13 protein-coding genes are annotated in these 18,539 nt (G+C 61.0%); 7 read left to right on the top strand and 6 right to left on the bottom strand.

The annotated features are described in order from the left end of the window. Positions 1–216 precede the first annotated feature (216 nt). From F8A88_RS11260 to F8A88_RS11250, 3 genes are read right to left on the bottom strand one after another with little or no spacing between them, the layout of a single operon-like run. Complete coding sequence (locus F8A88_RS11260) at positions 217–903, bottom strand: response regulator (protein ID WP_151151307.1); 687 nt, start codon at positions 901–903, stop codon at positions 217–219. Beyond that, positions 903–2,921, bottom strand: coding sequence for an ATP-binding protein (locus F8A88_RS11255; protein WP_151151251.1), 2,019 nt, complete (start codon positions 2,919–2,921; stop codon positions 903–905). The genes F8A88_RS11260 and F8A88_RS11255 overlap by 1 nt, the downstream gene beginning before the upstream one ends. Then, entirely contained in the window at positions 2,918–4,222 is a 1,305-nt protein-coding gene (locus F8A88_RS11250) for an ABC transporter substrate-binding protein (RefSeq protein ID WP_151151250.1), read from the bottom strand. The genes F8A88_RS11255 and F8A88_RS11250 overlap by 4 nt, the downstream gene beginning before the upstream one ends. A gap of 371 nt (positions 4,223–4,593) precedes the next feature. On the opposite strand from F8A88_RS11250, the gene fdnG (F8A88_RS11245) reads away from it, so the two are divergent. The 7 genes from fdnG (F8A88_RS11245) to F8A88_RS11215 all read left to right on the top strand — a co-directional run bounded on the left by fdnG (F8A88_RS11245) (position 4,594) and on the right by F8A88_RS11215 (position 15,781). Next, positions 4,594–7,635, top strand: coding sequence for a formate dehydrogenase-N subunit alpha (gene fdnG / locus F8A88_RS11245; protein ID WP_151151249.1), 3,042 nt, complete (start codon positions 4,594–4,596; stop codon positions 7,633–7,635). A gap of 48 nt (positions 7,636–7,683) precedes the next feature. Beyond that, positions 7,684–8,424 (top strand): 4Fe-4S dicluster domain-containing protein, encoded by a 741-nt coding sequence (locus tag F8A88_RS11240; RefSeq protein WP_151151248.1) that lies wholly within the window; start codon positions 7,684–7,686, stop codon positions 8,422–8,424. 685 nt (positions 8,425–9,109) lie between these two features. After that, positions 9,110–12,154: a formate dehydrogenase-N subunit alpha gene (gene fdnG / locus F8A88_RS11235; protein ID WP_151151247.1), complete on the top strand. Its 3,045-nt coding sequence runs from the start codon at positions 9,110–9,112 to the stop codon at positions 12,152–12,154. 16 nt (positions 12,155–12,170) lie between these two features. Further along, positions 12,171–12,911 carry a 4Fe-4S dicluster domain-containing protein gene (locus F8A88_RS11230; protein WP_151151246.1) on the top strand — a complete coding sequence of 247 codons (741 nt, stop codon included), beginning with the start codon at positions 12,171–12,173 and terminating at the stop codon, positions 12,909–12,911. A 581-nt stretch (positions 12,912–13,492) separates the two neighbouring features. Then, entirely contained in the window at positions 13,493–13,927 is a 435-nt protein-coding gene (locus F8A88_RS11225; protein WP_241667427.1) for a winged helix-turn-helix domain-containing protein, read from the top strand. A 152-nt stretch (positions 13,928–14,079) separates the two neighbouring features. Further along, complete coding sequence (locus tag F8A88_RS11220; RefSeq protein ID WP_151151245.1) at positions 14,080–14,994, top strand: formate dehydrogenase accessory protein FdhE; 915 nt, start codon at positions 14,080–14,082, stop codon at positions 14,992–14,994. Positions 14,995–15,016: 22 nt separating this feature from the next. Further along, positions 15,017–15,781 carry a formate dehydrogenase accessory sulfurtransferase FdhD gene (locus F8A88_RS11215; protein WP_151151244.1) on the top strand — a complete coding sequence of 255 codons (765 nt, stop codon included), beginning with the start codon at positions 15,017–15,019 and terminating at the stop codon, positions 15,779–15,781. Between the two features lie 92 nt (positions 15,782–15,873). Here the strand turns inward: F8A88_RS11215 and F8A88_RS11210 are convergent, their stop codons facing one another. The 3 genes from F8A88_RS11210 to rsgA are packed head-to-tail and all read right to left on the bottom strand — an operon-like array spanning position 15,874 to position 18,342. Continuing rightward, a complete protein-coding gene (locus tag F8A88_RS11210; protein WP_151151243.1) occupies positions 15,874–16,410 on the bottom strand; it encodes a hypothetical protein in 537 nt (178 codons plus the stop codon). Beyond that, on the bottom strand, positions 16,407–17,237 hold the full coding sequence (locus F8A88_RS11205) for a NifB/NifX family molybdenum-iron cluster-binding protein (protein ID WP_161598397.1): 831 nt from the start codon (positions 17,235–17,237) through the stop codon (positions 16,407–16,409). Before F8A88_RS11205 ends, F8A88_RS11210 begins: the two co-directional genes overlap by 4 nt. 25 nt (positions 17,238–17,262) lie before the next feature. Further along, positions 17,263–18,342, bottom strand: coding sequence for a ribosome small subunit-dependent GTPase A (rsgA, locus tag F8A88_RS11200; protein WP_151151241.1), 1,080 nt, complete (start codon positions 18,340–18,342; stop codon positions 17,263–17,265). Positions 18,343–18,539 lie beyond the last annotated feature (197 nt).

The raw sequence follows: 18,539 nt of genomic DNA, 5'->3' as shown, positions 1-18,539 counted from the left end.
AAAAAAGACCAGGGACGACACGTACAAAACGTACGCGAGAATCTGGTCTTTATGCAGCAACGGCCGCTATCGGGCGGGGCAACCATTCATGCAGGCTGGCGAGAAAAGTTCGAGAGCCAGGCGCAAAAAAAGACCAGGGACGACGCGTACAAAACGTACGCGAGAATCTGGTCTTTATGCAGCAACGCCGCTATCGGGCCTTTATCGCCAGCCTGACTAGGAAATGTAGCGTACCAGACGAGATATGCCCACCATGTCGAACACAGTGCGGAAATTGTCGGAAAGCCCTTCCACGGCTACCTGTCCACCGCTTTCGCAGTAGCCGGTCAGCAGTTCCGCGAGCGCGGAAATCCCGGCCCCGTTGATGGAGGCGTTGGCGTCGAAACGCAGCTTCATGGCCTTGCCGCCCTTGTTTGCGGCCTGTTCAAAACCGTTGCGCAGCGCCTTTTCACTCAACCCGGTCAGGTTGCCGCGCAAGGCCAGCACCACGGTATCCCCGTCCTGCTCCACGGCTATCTGGGTCTGCTCGTTGCGGGAAAGGGCCAAACGCTGTTTTGCGCGCTCAAGGGCCTGCGCAAGGGTCTGCCGCTGCACGGGCTTGTTGATGAAATCCGTGGCGTCCAGATTCAGGGCCTCGATGGCCAGTTCCATGTCGCCGTGGCCGGTGATGATGACCACCTCGGCGTGGGGATCGATGCGCTTGATCTCGCGCAGGGCCTCGATGCCGTCCATGATCGGCATCTTGATGTCCGTGAGCACGATCTCGGGCCGGTGCTCGCGAAACGCGTCCACGCCTTCGCGGCCGTTTTCCGCGGTCAGAGTCTCGTAGCCCAAAGCGCCCAGCAACAGGCCGAACATCTTCAGGGTCGGTTTTTCATCATCAATGACCAAGATTTTCTGCATCACGCGTGTCCCTCCCTCTTGGACGCGCCCGTTTCATGGACCGGAAATTCCAGCCGGAAACAGGTGCCGCGTCCCGGCGTGCTGTCGATGTGCATTTCCCCTCCGTAATCCTTCACGATTCCGTACGATATGGCAAGTCCCAACCCCATGCCATGTCCGGCTTCCTTGGTGGTGTAGAACGGCTCGAAGACCTTGTGCCGCGCGTGCTCGGGAATACCCTGCCCCGTGTCTTCCACGGACACGAAGACATGGCCGTCTGCCGCGCCGGACCGGATGGTAATCCGCCGGTCCGCCTTGGTCGCGATCGGGCTGCTCATGTCGTTGATGGCGTCGCGCGCATTGGTCAGCAAATTCAGGATGACCTGTTGCAGACGGTTGGATTGGGCGAGTATGGGCGGGACCTCATTGAAATCCAGCACGAAACGGATGTCGTCCAGTTCGAACTGGCGGCGCAGCAGCGAGAGCACTGCCTGCACGGCCCGGTTCACATCCACGTCTTCCCGCACCATGTCGGCCTTGCGCCCGAACCCGCGCAAAGTCCTGATGATCTCCGAAACGCGGTCCACCTGCGCGCTGATTTCCGCGATGACCTCGCGCTGTTGATTCTCGGGGACTTCCCTGCCCTGCTCCTGCATCATCATCAGGTATTCGCTGCCCATCTTGATGGCGTTGAGCGGCTGGTTCAGCTCATGGGCTATGCCCGCGGACATTTCGCCCAGCGATTTCATCTTTCCGGCCTGTATGAGTTGGGCGTCCTTTTCGATCATCTCGGTGATGTCGGTCACGCCCACGATGATGGCATGCCTGCCGCGATAGGAAATGGGACAGGCATGCATGTTCACGAAGAACGGCTCGCCCTGCCTGCGGTAGTGAATGACCTTGGGAAAATACGCACACCCGCCCTCGCCGTCCAGCTGCTGGGCGCAGACCGTGCCGTCTTCGGCCGCAAGGGCCTCAAACGGCATGCCCTTGAGCTCGCTGCGGGAATACCCGTACAGCTCCTCGGTGCGCGGATTGGCGTCCACAATGGTTCCGTCCGAGCAATCCACCACGAAAACCGGGTCCGGCCCGGAATCGAAAAGCGAACGGTATTTTTCCTCGGATTCCCGCAAACGGTGGCGGTACAGCCGGATGGACCAGACCATGTTGCGAAACGAATCCGCCAGCTGCACAACCTCGTCGCCCTGCCGCTTGCGGTAAAACAGGCACCTGTTGCAGTTGCGGTATTCGTCCGCCATGTGCCCCGGGGTCTGGTCATAGCTCAGGTCGAAATGCCAGCACGGCAGGTCCGTATCCTTGTAGGCCGGGCATTGGGTGGGGTCCCAGTTGCCGTCCGAGTTCTTGACGGGGGTGTCGAAGTTGCCGCGGCTGATCTCGTCGGCAATGACCGTGAGGTCGTGAATGGGCCGGGTGATGGATCGCGAAAGCCGGTGCGAAAGGTAAAAGGCGATGAGCACCACACCGGAAATAAAACCCAGAAAGGCCACGCGCAGCTTGGAAACAAGGCTGTCGATGTGCGTCTTGCTCAGGCCCACGTGCACGGTGCCGATGCGGTACAGCCCCTCGTTGATGGGCGCGGCGATGTCGTAGACCTGCGTGTGTCCCACCCGCACCAGCCGCACGCTGTCGCGTCCTTCCTCGGCCAGCTTGTGATCAAGCAACTCGTCCGGAAGCTGGCGGGTCATGGTATGCGCCAGCACGGTTCCTTCCTGGTCCTCGACGATGATGTAGGAAATGAGATGTCGGCGTTCCTGCAAGCGCACCTCGTCGAAAATCAGGGCCAGCAGCTGGGGAATGTCGTCATCCAGAATGTGCACGCCCCCACGATCCGCAATGGAATGGGCGATGCTCTTGCCGCGCTGCTCCAGTTCGTCCGTGAGCGATGACACCAGAATCCAGCGCGCCACAAGCGCGATCATCACGGAGATGAACATGATGCCCGCCAGCATGGACAGCACCATCTTGTTCTGGAAGCTGGCCGCGCCGAAACGGCGTTCAATAGCCCGAATCAGGCTCATGTGCCGCCCCCGTCGGGCTGCGTCTCCGTTGCCGGGCCACCCGCCCGACCGACTCCGGATACGGGACCGGCCCCCGTGACGGCGCCTGAACAGTCTGCCCCATGTCTGGACACCAACGCGCTCCAATCGTGGAAAGGCTCCATGCGTCCGCCGGTCAGCCGGGCAAAGAAAACCCGGTCAAGGCCCTGATGGTCGTCGGGACCGAACGAGGCGCGCAGGGAACGGCCCAGCGGAAAATCGGAAAGGGACTCGATGGCGCGGATGAACCCGATGCGCGTGAGCTTGCGGCCCGCCTTGCGCAGCCCCTCCACCATGACGCGCGCGTTCAGGTAGCCTTCCAGCCCCACGTCGCTGGGCTCTTCACTGGGATAGTAGCGCTTGAGCAGAGTCACGTAATCCGGCTCGCCACCCTGTGTGGAAAACGTCTGCGGCGGCGGCACCACCTGCGACACGACCACCACGCATTGGCCCGTGTCCGCCACCCGGCGCGCCAGTTCTTCGCCGCCCACGAATGAAACGTTGTAAAACAGCGGGCAGTAATCCTGTTCCACCGAGCGGTGGATGAACTCGCCGCAGGCGTCATACGTGCCGATCATGACCACGGCCTCGGCCCCGGAATGAAGAATCTTGTTCAGCCCCTCCTCCACGTCACGGGTTCCCCGGATATACGAACCGCGCGCCACAGGCTCCAGTCCATACTGCTTGAGCGCCAGCTCCGTGCCCACAAGCCCGTCGAACCCATAGGCGTCGAACTGATAAAAAACCGCGATGTCGCGAATGCCGAGGCCCTGCACCAGATGCCGCACGGCCGCCTCGGTCTCCTGATAGTAGGAGGCGCGGATGTTGACCACGTAGCGATTGAACGGCTCGCGCAGGGCGTTGGCCCCGGTGAACATGCCCAGCAGCGGAATGCGTGCCTCCTGCACCATGGGCAGTATCTTCACGGTGGTGGGCGTGCCCACGTAACAGAACAGGGCAAACACGCGGCCGCCGAGAATGAATTGCTGTGTGTTGGCCAGACAAGTGGGCGGATCATAGGCGTCGTCGCGAGCCACCACGCGGATGGTACGTCCGTGCACGCCGCCGGATTCGTTCACATAGCGGATATAGCTCATGGCCCCGCGCAGGGTCTGGGTTCCCAGATACCCGGCGTGGCCGGAAAGGGCCAGCGACGACCCGAGGCGAATCTCGGTGTCGCTCACGCCGGGCGTTTCGCGCGCGGAAAGGTCGTCTCTATCCACGGGTTCGCAGGCGCCACAGGCGAATACGAGGACGAAAAGGATGGAAAGCAAGTACTTCAAGCCGCCTCCACGGGCTGGATGAATCCATGATTTCGCCCAAGGTACGTGCCCGCATCAAAAAAAACAAGAAACACCCACTTGCCCGCACAACGGCATCGGACGCCTGCTCTTTCCATGTGGTGTCGAATCCTTGGCAAGACCCACTTTGCCGCACGAAATCACCGGAACCGCAAAACGCGGAGAATCCGCATGAACAAAGGGCGGAGAGCACATTTCAAACAGGGCGCACAACAGGTGAAAACACCCTGACGTGTTTGAATTAACACGTTGAAAAAAGACCTGCGCGTGCAATAATGGAGGCCACTGAAAATTGTTAGCTGAACCCAATATCGCAGCGGCCCGAGGCCCTGCGCAAACCAAGGAGGCCATTCATGAAATGTGACCGCCGGAGCTTCCTGAAGCTCGCAGGCTCGTCCGCAGCATGTCTCTCCCTGGCCCAGCTCGGCGTGAATCTCACGCCGGTCAAGGCGTACGCCGCCGGTCTGAAGATCGACGGGGCAAGGGAAGTGATCACGGTCTGTCCGTTCTGCTCGGTGAGCTGCCACATCATAGGCTATGTGAAGGGCGACAAGCTCGTGGGCACGGAAGGCGACCCGGACTACCCCATTAACGAAGGTTCCCTGTGCGCCAAGGGCGCGGCCATGCTGAGCATGACCACCAGCCACCACAGGCTCAAGAAACCCATGTACCGCGCTCCCTACAGCGACAAGTGGGAAGAAAAGAGCTGGGACTGGGTGATGGACCGCATAGCGCGGCGCATCAAGGACACCCGCGACAAGGACATCATCCTCAAGAATGAGAAGGGTGACACGGTCAACCGTCTCGAATCCATGTTCCTGCTGGGCACCTCCCACGCGGGCAACGAAGAGTGCGCGCTCGCGCATCAAGCCATGAGAAGCCTGGGCGTCGTCCACATGGACCACCAGGCCCGTATCTGACACAGCGCCACAGTTGCGGCTCTGGGAGAGTCGTTCGGACGCGGTGCGATGACCAACCACTGGATCGACATCAAGAATGCCGATTCCATCCTCATAATGGGCAGCAATGCTGCCGAACACCACCCGATTTCATTCAAGTGGGTACTCAAGGCCAAGGACAAGGGCGCCACGGTAATGCACGTGGACCCGAAGTTCTCGCGCACGTCGGCCCGCTCGGATTTCCATGTCCCCCTCCGTTCGGGCACGGACATCGCTTTTCTGGGTGGCATGATCAAGTACATCATCGACAACGACCGCTTCTTCAAGCAGTACGTGGTGGAGTACACCAACGCCTCGCTCATCGTGGGCAAGGAATTCGGATTCAAGGACGGCCTGTTCGCGGGCTATGATCCCAAAACCAGAAAATACGACAAGAGCAAGTGGAACCTGGAGCTGGATTCCAAGGGCGTTCCCAAGCGGGACAAGAGCCTCAAGCATCCCCGCTGCGTGTTCCAGCTGCTGAAAAAACACTACTCGCGCTACACGCTGGACAAGGTCTCCGCCACCACGGGCGTGGCCCCCGAAGACCTGCTGCGCGTGTACAAGACATTCTCGGCGACCGGACGCGGCGACAAGGCCGGCACCGTGATGTACGCACTGGGCTGGACCCAGCACACCGTGGGCGTGCAGAACATCCGTTCCGCAGGCATCATCCAGCTGCTGCTGGGCAACATCGGCGTGGCCGGCGGCGGCATCAACGCGCTGCGCGGCGAGCCCAACGTGCAGGGGTCCACGGACCACACCCTGCTCTACCACATCATCCCGGGCTATATGGCCATGCCCCACAACGAGTGGCAGACCTACGAGCAGTACAACAAGGCCAACACCCCGGTCAGCAGCGACCCGCAGTCGGCCAACTGGTGGCAGCACAAGCCCAAGTACTTCGCCAGCCTGCTCAAGGCCTGGTACGGCGAAAACGCCACCAAGGAAAACGGCTTCTGCTACGAGCTGCTGCCCAAGATCGAAAAGGACGAGGACTATTCGTACCTCTACCTCTTCGACCGCATGTACAACAACAAGATCCGCGGCGGCATCATCATCGGGCTGAACCCCATGAACAGCGTGCCCAACACCAACAAGCTCAGAAAGGCGCTGGACAACCTCGACTGGCTCGTGACCAGCGAACTGCACCATTCCGAGACCACGGACAACTGGCACCGCCCGGGCGCGGACCCCAAGAAGATCAAGACGGAAGTCTTCCTGCTGCCTTCGGCCCATCGCCTGGAAAAGGACGGCTCCGTGACCAACTCGGGACGCTGGCTGCTCTGGCACCACCAGTGCGTGAAACCCGCGTTCGAGGCCCGGCCCTTCGGCGACATGTTCGTGGGCATCATGAACCGCGTGCGCGCCTTGTACAACAAGGAAGGCGGCACACTCCCCGAGGCCGTGACCAAGCTGAACTGGCCTGAAAAGTACGACCCCGAAAAGCTGTGCGCCGAGATCAACGGCTACTTCACCAGAGACACGGTCATCAAGGGCAAGAAGTACAAGAAGGGCCAGCAGGTGCCTTCGTTCACGGCCCTGACCGACGATGGTTCCACGTCCAGCCTGAACTGGCTGTACGCGGGCAGCTACACCGACGAGGACGGCAACAAGGCCAAGCGTCGCAGCACCAAGCAGACCGCCATGCAGGCCAAGATCGGCCTGTATCCCAACTGGGCGTGGTGCTGGCCCGTGAACCGGCGCATCCTCTACAACCGTGCCTCGGTGGACCTCAACGGCAAGTCCTACAACCCGGAAAAGGCCGTCATCGAATGGAAGAACGGCAAGTGGGTCGGCGACGTGCCCGATGGCGGATGGCCGCCACTGGCAACGGGCAAGGGCAAGCTGCCCTTCATCATGCACAAGCACGGCATGGGCCAGCTCTATGGCCCGGGCAGGGCTGACGGACCGTTCTCCGAGCACTACGAGCCCGTTGAAACGCCGGTCAATAGCAACCTGTTCTCCGGCCAGCTCAACAGCCCCTGCTACAAGTTCGTGGACAGCGACATGGACAAGCTGTCGCCGCCCGCGAACCCCAAGTACCCCATCGTGCTGACCACCTACAGCCTCACCGAACACTGGTGCGGCGGCGGTGAAACCAGAAACATCCCCAACCTGCTGGAAGCCGAGCCGCAGCTCTATGTGGAGATGAGCCCGGAACTGGCCAAGGAAAAGGGAATCAAGAACGGCGACGGCGTGATTGTCGAGAGCGTGCGCGGCCGGGTGGAAGCCATAGCTATGGTCACCATCCGCATGCGCCCTCTCAGGGTTCACGGCCGGATCATCCACGAAATAGGCATGCCCTTCTGCTTCGGCTGGACCACTCCGGGAAGCGGCGACTCCACCAACAGGCTTACGCCGTCGGTGGGCGACCCCAACACCACCATCCCGGAATTCAAGGCGTGCTGCGTGAACATCCGCAAGGCCGAAAAGCTCACCGAGCTGGCAACCTAAATGGCAAACCGGGCGGGGAAATCCCCGCCCGGATTCAAGGAGATCATCATGCCCAAGACGTTTCTGGTAGACACATCACGCTGCACGGCGTGCCGAGGCTGTCAGATAGCCTGCAAGGAATGGCACGAGCTGCCCGCCAACAAGACCACGCAAGTGGGCTGGGGCAGCCACCAGAATCCGCAGGACCTGAACCCCAACAACTACAAGCTGGTGCGCTTCCACGAGCATCTGGACAACGGCAAGGTCCGCTGGAACTTCTTCCCGGACCAGTGCCGCCACTGCGAAGTGGCGCCCTGCAAGGAAACCGCCGACATGTATATGGAAGGCGCCATCCTCAAGGACGAAAAGACCGGTGCCGTGTTGTTCACGGACAAGACCCGGGAATTCACCAAGGAGGTGTTCGAGGAAATCCGCGACGCCTGCCCCTACAACATTCCCCGGCGCGACGAAGCCACCGGACTCATGTCCAAATGCACCATGTGCAATGACCGCATCCACAGCGGCATGCTCCCGGCCTGCGTCAAGGCCTGCCCCACGGGTACCATGATGTTCGGTGACCGGGAGGAAATGCTCAAGCTGGCCGACGAGCGTCTGGCCCTGGCCAAGAAGAGCTATCCGGACGCGACGCTGGCCGACCCCGAGGATGTCAACGTCATCTACCTGCTCATCGACAAGCCAGAGAACTACCATGAGTTCGCGGTCGCTTCGGCGGCCGGAACAGGCATGGACCGCAAGCAGTTCCTGGCCAAACTCGCGCGGCCGTTCACCCGAATGACCGAACGCGCATAGCCGAAGAACAGGACACCTCTGTTCAGTCCACCCGACAGGGCCGCCCGCTACGGCGGGCGGCCCGCCTCTGAACAGACGTGGTGCCAGATCCTGAGGAAGTCTTTCCTTACGCGCCTGTTGAACACAGGTGTGTTGTTTGCGTGCGCGCACTGTTTTGCCTTGTGGCGCACGCAGACTACACACCACCGTTCCAGAAACGGACGCTTTGTCGTGCGCTACTGAAAACACCAACAAAACCATCATCTTGCACGCGCAATCGCTGATCTGCCCCAACCAATAACCGCGCCTGAATCCCAGAGCGCGGACCGCCGTTTTCTGGGCTTCGCCCATGATTTCCGGATTGACCGAACACATTTTTCGAAAAAAAAGCATCACGATTCAAATCAAACACACACGACATCGGCAAAAAAGCAGCAAAAGTAACACGCTGTCTTTCCCTGTCTGTTGTGACGCACGGCCCATGCGTGCCCTGCCCGGTCCGCTGCTTTTCTCTTTGCCAACAGAGCGCGCAGCCGCGCTAACGATGCGAAAAACCAGTGCATCCGCCGAGCAAAAAAACGGCCCGAGTTCCCGCCCGTGCTAAAATTAACACGTTGAAATCATGAGGTTTAATGTCATCATAAAGTCTCTGGAATTCGTGCCGGACCAGCGGCATGCAACGTTTCGCACCAACAAGGAGGCTTTCATGAAATGTAACCGCCGGAGCTTTCTGAAGCTCGCAGGCTCGTCGGCAGCGTGTCTTTCGCTGGCCCAACTCGGCGTGAACCTCACGCCGGTCAAGGCGTATGCGGACGGGCTGAAGATCGACGGAGCCAGAGAAGTTTTCACGGTCTGCCCGTTCTGCTCGGTGAGCTGTTTCGCCATCGGCTATGAAAAGAACGGCAAACTGGTGAACGTGGAAGGCGACCCGGATTATCCCGTCAACGAGGGAGCTCTGTGCGCCAAGGGCGCGGCCATGTTCTCCATGACCACCTGCGACCACCGGGTGCAAAAGCCCATGTACCGCGCGCCCTACAGCGACAAGTGGGAAGAAAAGAGCTGGGACTGGATCATCGGGCGCATCGCCAAGCGCGTCAAGGAAACCCGCGACAAGGAATTCATCGCCAAGAACGCCAAGGGCCAGACCGTCAACCGCATTGAATCCATGTTCCTGCTGGGCACCTCCCACGCCAGCAACGAGGAGTGCGCCCTGACGCACCAGTTCGCGCGCGCCCTGGGCATCGTGCATATGGACCACCAGGCCCGCGTCTGCCACAGCTCCACGGTTTCCGCGCTCGGCGAGTCCTTTGGCCGGGGCGCCATGACCAACCACTGGATCGACATCAAAAACGCCGACTCCATCCTGATCATGGGCTCCAACGCGGCCGAGCACCATCCCATTTCGTTCAAGTGGGTGCTGCGGGCCAAGGACAAGGGAGCCACGGTCATGCACGTGGACCCGAAATTCTCGCGCACCTCGGCCCGCGCCGACTTCCACGTACCCCTTCGCTCGGGCACGGACATCGCCTTTTTGGGCGGCATGATCAAATACATCATCGACAACGAAAAATACTTCAGGGACTACGTGGTCGACTACACCAACGCCTCGCTCATCGTGGGCAAGGAGTTCGGGTTCAAGGACGGCCTGTTCACGGGCTACGACCCCAAGACCAGACGGTACGACAAGAGCAAATGGGATCTGGAGATGGACTCCAGGGGCGTTCCCAAGCGGGACAAGAACCTCAAGCATCCCCGCTGCGTGTTCCAGCTGCTGAAAAAGCACTATTCCCGCTATACGCTGGACAAGGTCTCAGCCACCACCGGCGTGCCCGAGGAAACCCTGCTGCGCGTGTACAAGGCCTACACGGCCACGGGCACGGGCACCAAGGCAGGCACCATCCTCTATGCACTGGGCTGGACCCAGCACACCGTGGGGGTGCAGAACATCCGCACCTCGGGCATCATCCAGCTGTTGCTGGGCAATATCGGCATCGCGGGCGGCGGCATCAACGCCCTGCGCGGCGAGCCCAACGTGCAGGGTTCCACGGACCACGCCATGCTCTACCACATCCTGCCCGGATACATGGCCATGCCGCAGGCGCAGTGGCAGACCTACGACCAATACAACAAGGCCAACACCCCCATCAGCAACGATCCGGAATCCGCAAACTGGTGGCAGCACAAGCCCCAATACTTTGCCAGCCTGCTCAAGGCCTGGTTCGGTGAAAATGCCACGGCCAAAAACGGCTTTGGCTACGGGATGCTGCCCAAGGTCGAAAAGAACGAGGACTACTCCTACCTGTTCCTGTTCGACCGCATGTATCGCGGCAACGTCACCGGCGGCTTCTTCATGGGCCTGAACCCCATGAACAGCGTGCCCAACACCAACAAGATCCGCAAGGCCATGGACAACCTCGACTGGGTGGTCTGCGCCGAACTGCACAACTCCGAGACCACGGAAAACTGGCACCGCCCGGGCGCGGACCCCAAGAAAATCAAGACCGAGTTCTTCCTGCTGCCCTCGGCCCACCGGCTGGAAAAGAGCGGCTCCGTGACCAACTCGGGACGCTGGCTGCTCTGGCACGGAGAGTGTGTGGCCCCGCAGTTCAAGGCCCGGCCCTTCGGCGAAATGTACGTGCCCATCATGAACGCGGTGCGCGCAATGTACAAAAAGGACGGCGGAACATACCCCGATCCGGTGCTGCAGATGGACTGGCCCGAAACGTATGATCCCGAGGACCTGTGCCAGCGCATCAACGGACGCTTTACCCGCGACTCCGTGTACAAGGGCAAGAAATACAAGAAAGGACAGCAGGTTCCCACGTTCGTGGCCCTTGCCGACGACGGTTCCACGTCCAGCCTGAACTGGCTCTATGCAGGCAGCTGGACCGAGGAAGAGGGCAACAAGTCCCTGAAACGCGATGCCTCCCAGACCAAGATGCAGGCCAAGATCGGGCTGTATCCCAACTGGTCGTGGTGCTGGCCCGTGAACCGGCGCATCCTCTACAACCGCGCCTCCGTGGACAAGAACGGCAAGCCCTTCAACCCGGACAAGGCCGTCATCGAATGGAAGAACGGCAAGTGGATCGGCGACGTGCCCGACGGCGGATGGCCGCCACTGGCAACGGGCAAGGGCAAGCTGCCCTTCATCATGCACCCGCACGGCCGTGGGCACCTCTTCGGCCCGGGCAGGCAGGACGGCCCGTTCCCCGAACATTACGAACCCGCCGAAACCCCGGTGAGCACGAACCTGTTCTCCAAGCAGCTGCACAGCCCCTGCTACAAGTTCGTGACCAGCGCGCCGGACGTGCTGGCCAAACCCGCAGACCCCAACTACCCCATCGTGCTGACCACCTACAGCCTCACCGAACACTGGTGCGGCGGCGGCGAAACCCGCAACGTGCCCAACCTGCTGGAAGCGGAACCGCAGCTCTACGTGGAAATGAGCCCGGAACTGGCCAAGGAAAAGGGCATCAAAAACGGTGACGGCATCATCGTGGAAAGCATCCGGGGACGCGTGGAAGCCGTGGCCATGGTCACGGTGCGCATGCGCCCGCTCAAGGTGCAGGGCCGCATCATCCATGAAATCGGCATGCCGTACTGCTTCGGCTGGACCACTCCGGGCTGCGGCGACTCCACCAACAGGCTCACGCCGTCGGTGGGCGACCCCAACACCACCATCCCGGAATACAAGGCCTGCTGCGTGAACGTGCGCAAGGCCGAAAAGCTCACCGAACTGGCAACCCCTTAGAAAAGAGGAGAACATCATGCCGAAAACGATTCTGATTGATACATCCCGATGCACTGCGTGCCGGGGCTGCCAGATCGCCTGCAAGGAATGGCACGAACTGCCCGCCAACAAGACCTATCAGGTAGGCTGGGGCAGCCACCAGAACCCGCAGGATCTGAACCCCAACAACTACAAGCTGGTGCGCTTCAGCGAACATCTGGAAAACGGCGTGGTCCGCTGGAACTTCTTCCCGGACCAGTGCCGCCACTGCGAAGTGGCGCCCTGCAAGGAAACCGCCGACATGTACATGGAAGGTGCAATCCTCAAGGACGAGGAAACAGGAGCCGTGCTCTTTACGGAAAAAACCCGAAAGTTCACCAAGGAGGTTTTCGAGGAAATCCGCGAGGCCTGCCCCTACAACATCCCGCGCCGCAGCGAATCCACAGGGCTCATGTCCAAATGCACCATGTGCAACGACCGCATCCACAACGGCATGATCCCGGCCTGCGTCAAGGCCTGTCCCACAGGCACCATGATGTTCGGCGACCGGGAAGAAATGCTCAAGCTGGCCGAGCAGCGCCTGGCCCTGCTCAAAAAGAAATGGCCCAAGGCGCAACTGGCCGACCCCGAAGATGTCAACGTCATCTACCTGCTCATCGACGAGCCGGAGAACTACCATGAGTTCACGGTCGCTTCCGCGGCCGGAACGGGCATGGACCGCAAGGAGTTCCTGGCCAAATTCGCGCGTCCCTTCTCGCGGATGACCAAGCAGGCATGACCGGCGAAGAACCCCTCCCTCACAGGGCCGCCCGCATCGGGCGGGCGGCCCGCAGATTGAGTAAAAAACTCAATCTGGCTGGCAGTGGAGAAAGGTCCGAGAGCAAGGCAAAAAAAAAGAACAGGCCCGACGCGTACCCCCCGTACGCGAGGGATTGGTCTTTTTGCAACAACGCTGCAATCGAACCTTTATCGGCTGCCTGAGGTCGCCCGCATCGGGCGGGCGGTCCGCAGATTGAGTAAAAAACTCAATCTGGCTGGCAGTGGAGAAAGGTCCGAGAGCAAGGCGAAAAAAAAGAACAGGCCCGACGCGTACCCCGCGTACGCGAGGGATTGGTCTTTTTGCAACAACGCTGCAATCGGGCCTTTATCGGCTGCCTGAGGTCGCCCGCATCGGGCGGGAGGCCCGCAGGTTGAGTAACAAACTCAGTCTGGCAGACAAACCACCCTTACAGCAAGATGGTGCCGAATCGAGGGCAAATACCGTTTTGTTGTGAAAAAATACCTGAAAACCTATTTCAAAATCAGGGTCGCCCCAAGCACCCCAAACCGGCGCCAAGCGGTCTCCCGGAGGCAGGCATCATGACGAAAAAAACAGTCGACAAACAACACGGCACGCAAATGGCACCGCAACCGCCGACCATGCGCATGCACCTGTGGCTGGAAACGGGCGAGGGAGTGCTCTTCGGCATGGGCAGGCTCATGCTCCTGCGCGAGATCGAACGCCACGGCTCGCTCAAGGCCGCGGCCGCCGAGCTCGGCATGTCCTACCGCGGGGCATGGGGAAAAATAAAAAAGACCGAAGAACTGCTGGGCACGGACCTCATTGACCGGGGCAACTGTAGAAGGTCGGGCGCGAGCCTGACCCCCTTCGCCCACGAGCTGGTCATGCAGTTCACCCAGTGGTTCCGGGAAGTGGAAGACTTCGCGCTGCTGAGCAGCCGACGCTACCTGCCCTTTGTGCCGGACAAATTTTCCGAAGACATGTCTTTGGCGCAACACGACATGCCGGACTGACTGATTTGAAGGCCCGGACCGAAACAACGGATTCGGGCGTTACTGAAAAAGGCAGCACGTTTACCGATCAAGGTAATCGCGCGGGCCGTCGGCAACGGGTCGGCGGTCCGCGCCCCCCCCCCTCGGGAACAGATGACCACCGGAGGAATCTCATGGCCGCCCCCGCAAGCAAAGCCGTTGCAACCACCCTCGAATCCATCGCACGCACCAAACCGGCCTATGCCGATCTCGTGAAAACATTTTCGCCGCTCATGGCCAAACAGGCCGAACTTGCCGAAACATTTGCTGCGCAGGACATTTTCGTTCCCGAAGTCGACGCTGCCCGGCTTGGCCAGGAAGTCCACGTGCTGGCAGGCATTTCCTGCGAGCATTGGATTCCCCAGCTGGAAACGGCCGCCAAGGAAATGCTGCCCCTGCTCAAGGAAATGATTCCGGACGAGGCATGGCCCGGCAAGAAGGACTGTACGGACCCGTTGGACGGGGCCACGTTGGCACGACTGGCCGAAGCGCGTCTGGGCGGTGACCAAAAGACCTTTGACGACGTTGCCAAAACCATGGAGGAAACACCCGCGCCCGTGCTGTTCGCCATTGCGGAAAACATTCTCGGCCCGGTGCTTTCCGGGGTGGCCAAAAAGCTCAACAAATCCCTGTCCGACGTACCGTGGGACAAGGGACATTGTCCGATCTGCGGCTCCCTGCCGTCCATTGCCTATCTTTCCCGCAAGGAGCAGCTCGGGCTGGACCAGCTGGTGGGCGGCGGCGGCAAAAAGCATCTGCACTGCTCCCTGTGCGGGCACGACTGGGCCTTCCGCCGCGACACCTGTCCGGCCTGCGGCAATACGGACTCGAAAACACGCGAACTGTTCTATGCCGAGGACGCCAAACACGAACGCATCGAGGCCTGCCAGAAATGCGGCACATACTGCCTGTGCATCGACCTGCGCGAATGTGATCCCGTGCCGCAGATGGACGCCGTGCAACTGGGGCTCATCCACCTGAACGTCATTGCTCGGGACAAAAAGCTGGCCCCCATGGTCAAGACCACCTGGAACAGCATCGAATCCTGAAGCACAGCAACGGAGCAATCGCATGAGCAATTCTCCCGGCATACGACACACGGGTTTCCCAGCGCATCAGGCCTCGAATTTCCTGCGCCCCACCACGCTGCACCGCTATGATTGCGGCATGCTGCAACGGGTGCCGGACATGGTGGCCGTTGAGGAACCCCTGCGCATCCATGTTCCCGGAATGGAAACCATGCAGCTGGAGCGCACGCCCGGAGACGACGAAAATCTCGTGGCCGGACACCTGCTGTGCCGGGGGATCATCCAAAGCCGCGAAGAAGTTCTGGACATCACCATCACGGCCGGTCCGGACCGGGCCGACGTGCTCTTCACTCCGCCCGGCAACCGTACACGATGTATGCCGCCCCGCCCACGGCGGGGAGCGGTGGACATGCACCGTTTCTTTGAATTCAAGCACGCCTTCGAACGCCGCCAGCAGCTGTTCCGCAACACGGGCGCGTCCCATGCTGCGGCCCTGTTCTCCCTGAACGGGGAACTGGTGGCATTCGGCGAGGACGTGAGCCGCCACAACGCGTTCGACAAGGCCGTGGGACGGGCCATGCACGAGGGGCAGCTGCACAGGGCCAGCATCGCCATGCTCTCGTCGCGACTGGCGCTGGAACTGGTCAACAAGGCCGACACCGTGGGCATACCCATCCTGTGCGGCTTTTCCGTAGCCACCAGTTCCGCGGTGCATCGGGCCTTGGAGCGCGACATCACCCTTGTGGGCCGCATACGCCAAGACACCATGAACATCTATACCTGTTCATGGCCCCTCAGCGAAATCTGATCGTTCAAAAAACCAGCCGCAAAACAACAACGCCGTCCCGGATTCATTCAGGGACGGCGTTGTCATAACCGATTGATTCAAAATCAGGGCCGCTATTCAGTCTCCTGCGGCGGCTCCCAGCGCCCCGCGCAGGCCATGTTCACCACCCAGGCCACAAGCCACGCGCCCAACAGGTTGGCCAGCACGAAAAGCACGGAAAACCGCACGCCGAAATAGGCCACGATCACCGGAAAGAAGACGGGCTTGATGGCCCGGCAGGACATGAAGTTGGCCACATGAAAGGCGGAAGCCCCCTTGTCGCGCAGAGCCTTGAACAGGGGATACCACGCATAGATCGGCCCCATGGACAACACGCCCGCGGTAGTGGAGAGAAACATGCCCCACGCCCCGGAGCTTTTGCCCATGAACCGGGAAATCATCACCGGCGACAGAAAACGGTTCAGCAGCACCATGATGCCCAGCGCCATGAAAATGGGCCTGCCCACCTGCCGGAAAAGCGTTCCGCTCATGTGCATGCCGCGGCGCGCGGCTTCCGGGTCCACAGCCATGACAATGCCATACAGCACGCAGACACCCAGCGGGAACAGCCAACCGCGCAGCCATTTGGGCATGGAGGACAAAATATTCATGATGCCGCTCCCGGGAAAAGGCCCATGACCACGGCCACGGCCACTCCCATGCCCACAGCCATGAAAAAGCCCGCAACCATGCGTACGGCCGCAAAACGCCAGCCCAGTGCCGAAGCCTCCATGGGCAGTTGCACCAGCCCCACGTTGACCCAGGCCAGCATGAGCGCGGCAACGCCGGAAACGCTGACCCCGATGCCCAGCAGGTTTTCGCCGATCACGTAGCTGTTGACCGGATTGCCGGTCAGCAGGCTGCCCATGCAGGCAGCCACAAAGGAGTTATGCAGCATGGAGCCGGACAGCAGCTCCAGAATGGCCCGGTCCGGGAACAGGCCGCGAAACAGGCCCAGCAAAAGGATCACGCCCACGAGCATGGGCAGCATGGTGGTGAACTGGCGCAGCCCGCGCACAAAGGCGTCCTGCCACAGGTTCGGGGTTTCGCCGCGCCCGTCGCCCCTGCCGGGCCGTGAAGCCTGTTGGCCGGATTCGTCATTTTCCGGCCCGGTACATTCACCACGCGTGCTCATGAAACGTTCCACCGCCTCACGCACCGGGCCGGAAACGCGGACCTCGGCCACAATGCCCTTCTTTTGCAGGGCCGCGGCAATGTGCGGGGCAATGTGGCCCACCAGCAGGGCCTGCGCGCCCATGCCCACCATAACGGACAGGGCTTCCACCCCGGCCCCCGGTCCCGAAGAATCGCCGGGGCCGTCCACGGCCTCAAAGGACATGTCCTCGGAATCCACCAGCAGCAGGTGGGAAGCCGTGCCCAGTTTGTGCTCCACCTGTCCGGTCAAATCCGGCTTTGTGCTCGGAACAGCGATCTTCATGCGTGGTCTCCGTTCATGAAAAATATCAGCGGCGCTTTTTCGCCGGTTTCCGGCCAGCACCCCTGCGTCTGGCCGCCGCAGCCCGCGCGGCATTGCGGCGCTGCTTGCCCGATGCGGCCTGCAGGCCCTCGTCCGCTTCTTCAAGGAGCTTGCGGTAATTCTCTGTCCTTCTCGGATCCACTTCGCCCTGTTTCAAGGCAGCGCCCACCGCGCAATCCGGCTCGTTTTCATGCCTGCAATCCGCAAAACGGCACTGCCCTTCCAGTTCCACGATGTCGGCAAAGGCGCGCTCGATGCCGTCCCGGCAGTCGTGCAACTGCAGTTCGCGTATGCCGGGAACGTCCACCAGCAAAACACCTGACGACAGCACGTGCAGGGTGCGCCGGGTGGTTGTGTGGCGGCCCTTGCCGTCGCCCTTGCGCACATGCCCGGTCCTGTGCTCGCCCTTTCCCTTCAGGGCGTTGACCAGCGTGGTCTTGCCCACGCCCGAGGAACCGAGCAGCACAATGGTCTGCCCGGGTCTGCACCACGGTTCCAGAGCCTTCACGCTTTCGAGGTCATGGCCGTTCACGGCCACCACCGGCATGCCCGGACGAATGGTTTCGGCCCGGCGGCAGTAATCCTGCGGGCTGTCGCCACCGCTCTCCCGCGCCAGGTCGGCCTTGGTCAGCACCACCACCGGCTCGACCCCGGAATCTAGCGCAAGGCACAGATACCGCTCCAGCCGGTTGAGATTGAACTCCGCAGTGCAGGAGGAAACAATGAACACGGTGTCGATGTTGGCGGCAATGGGCTGCACGCCCCGCCCTGCGCCCGGCGCAAGGCGCTTGAACACGCTGGCGCGCGGCAAAAGACGGGCGGGCAGCATGGTGCTCTTTTCCAGCAACACCCAATCGCCCACGGCGGGCTGCTCGTTGAGCTTAAGAATGCCCTTGTCTGCCACGGGCAGCAGGTGTTCGCCTTGGCCCGTGGAAACCACCACGTGGCCCCGGTGCATGGAGACCACGCGCGCAGGCAGCATGTCTTCCAGTTCCTGCCCGGTACACTGTTGTTTGAAATAATCCGTCCAACCCAACTCGGCCAGGGTTCGTTCACTGCCGTTCATGCATTTTCCCGAAAAAAGAGTTCATCCGCAAATAAAACCGGTTGCCCGCTATTATCACCAATTTTCACTTCATGGCCTACCCTTGTCCGTGACCGAAGGCAACAGGAAGCTCCGCCCGGTCCGCAACGGCTCCGGCCATTGCCTTTCATCGGATTGTGTGCAATCCAGCCCTAGCACGATAAACCGCGACCACAACG

It is taken from the genome of Pseudodesulfovibrio senegalensis, assembly GCF_008830225.1.
GTDB classification, from domain to species: Bacteria; Desulfobacterota; Desulfovibrionia; order Desulfovibrionales; family Desulfovibrionaceae; genus Pseudodesulfovibrio; species Pseudodesulfovibrio senegalensis.
Note: the sequence above shows the minus strand (reverse complement) of the source record. Positions and strands in the feature narration are given on the sequence as shown.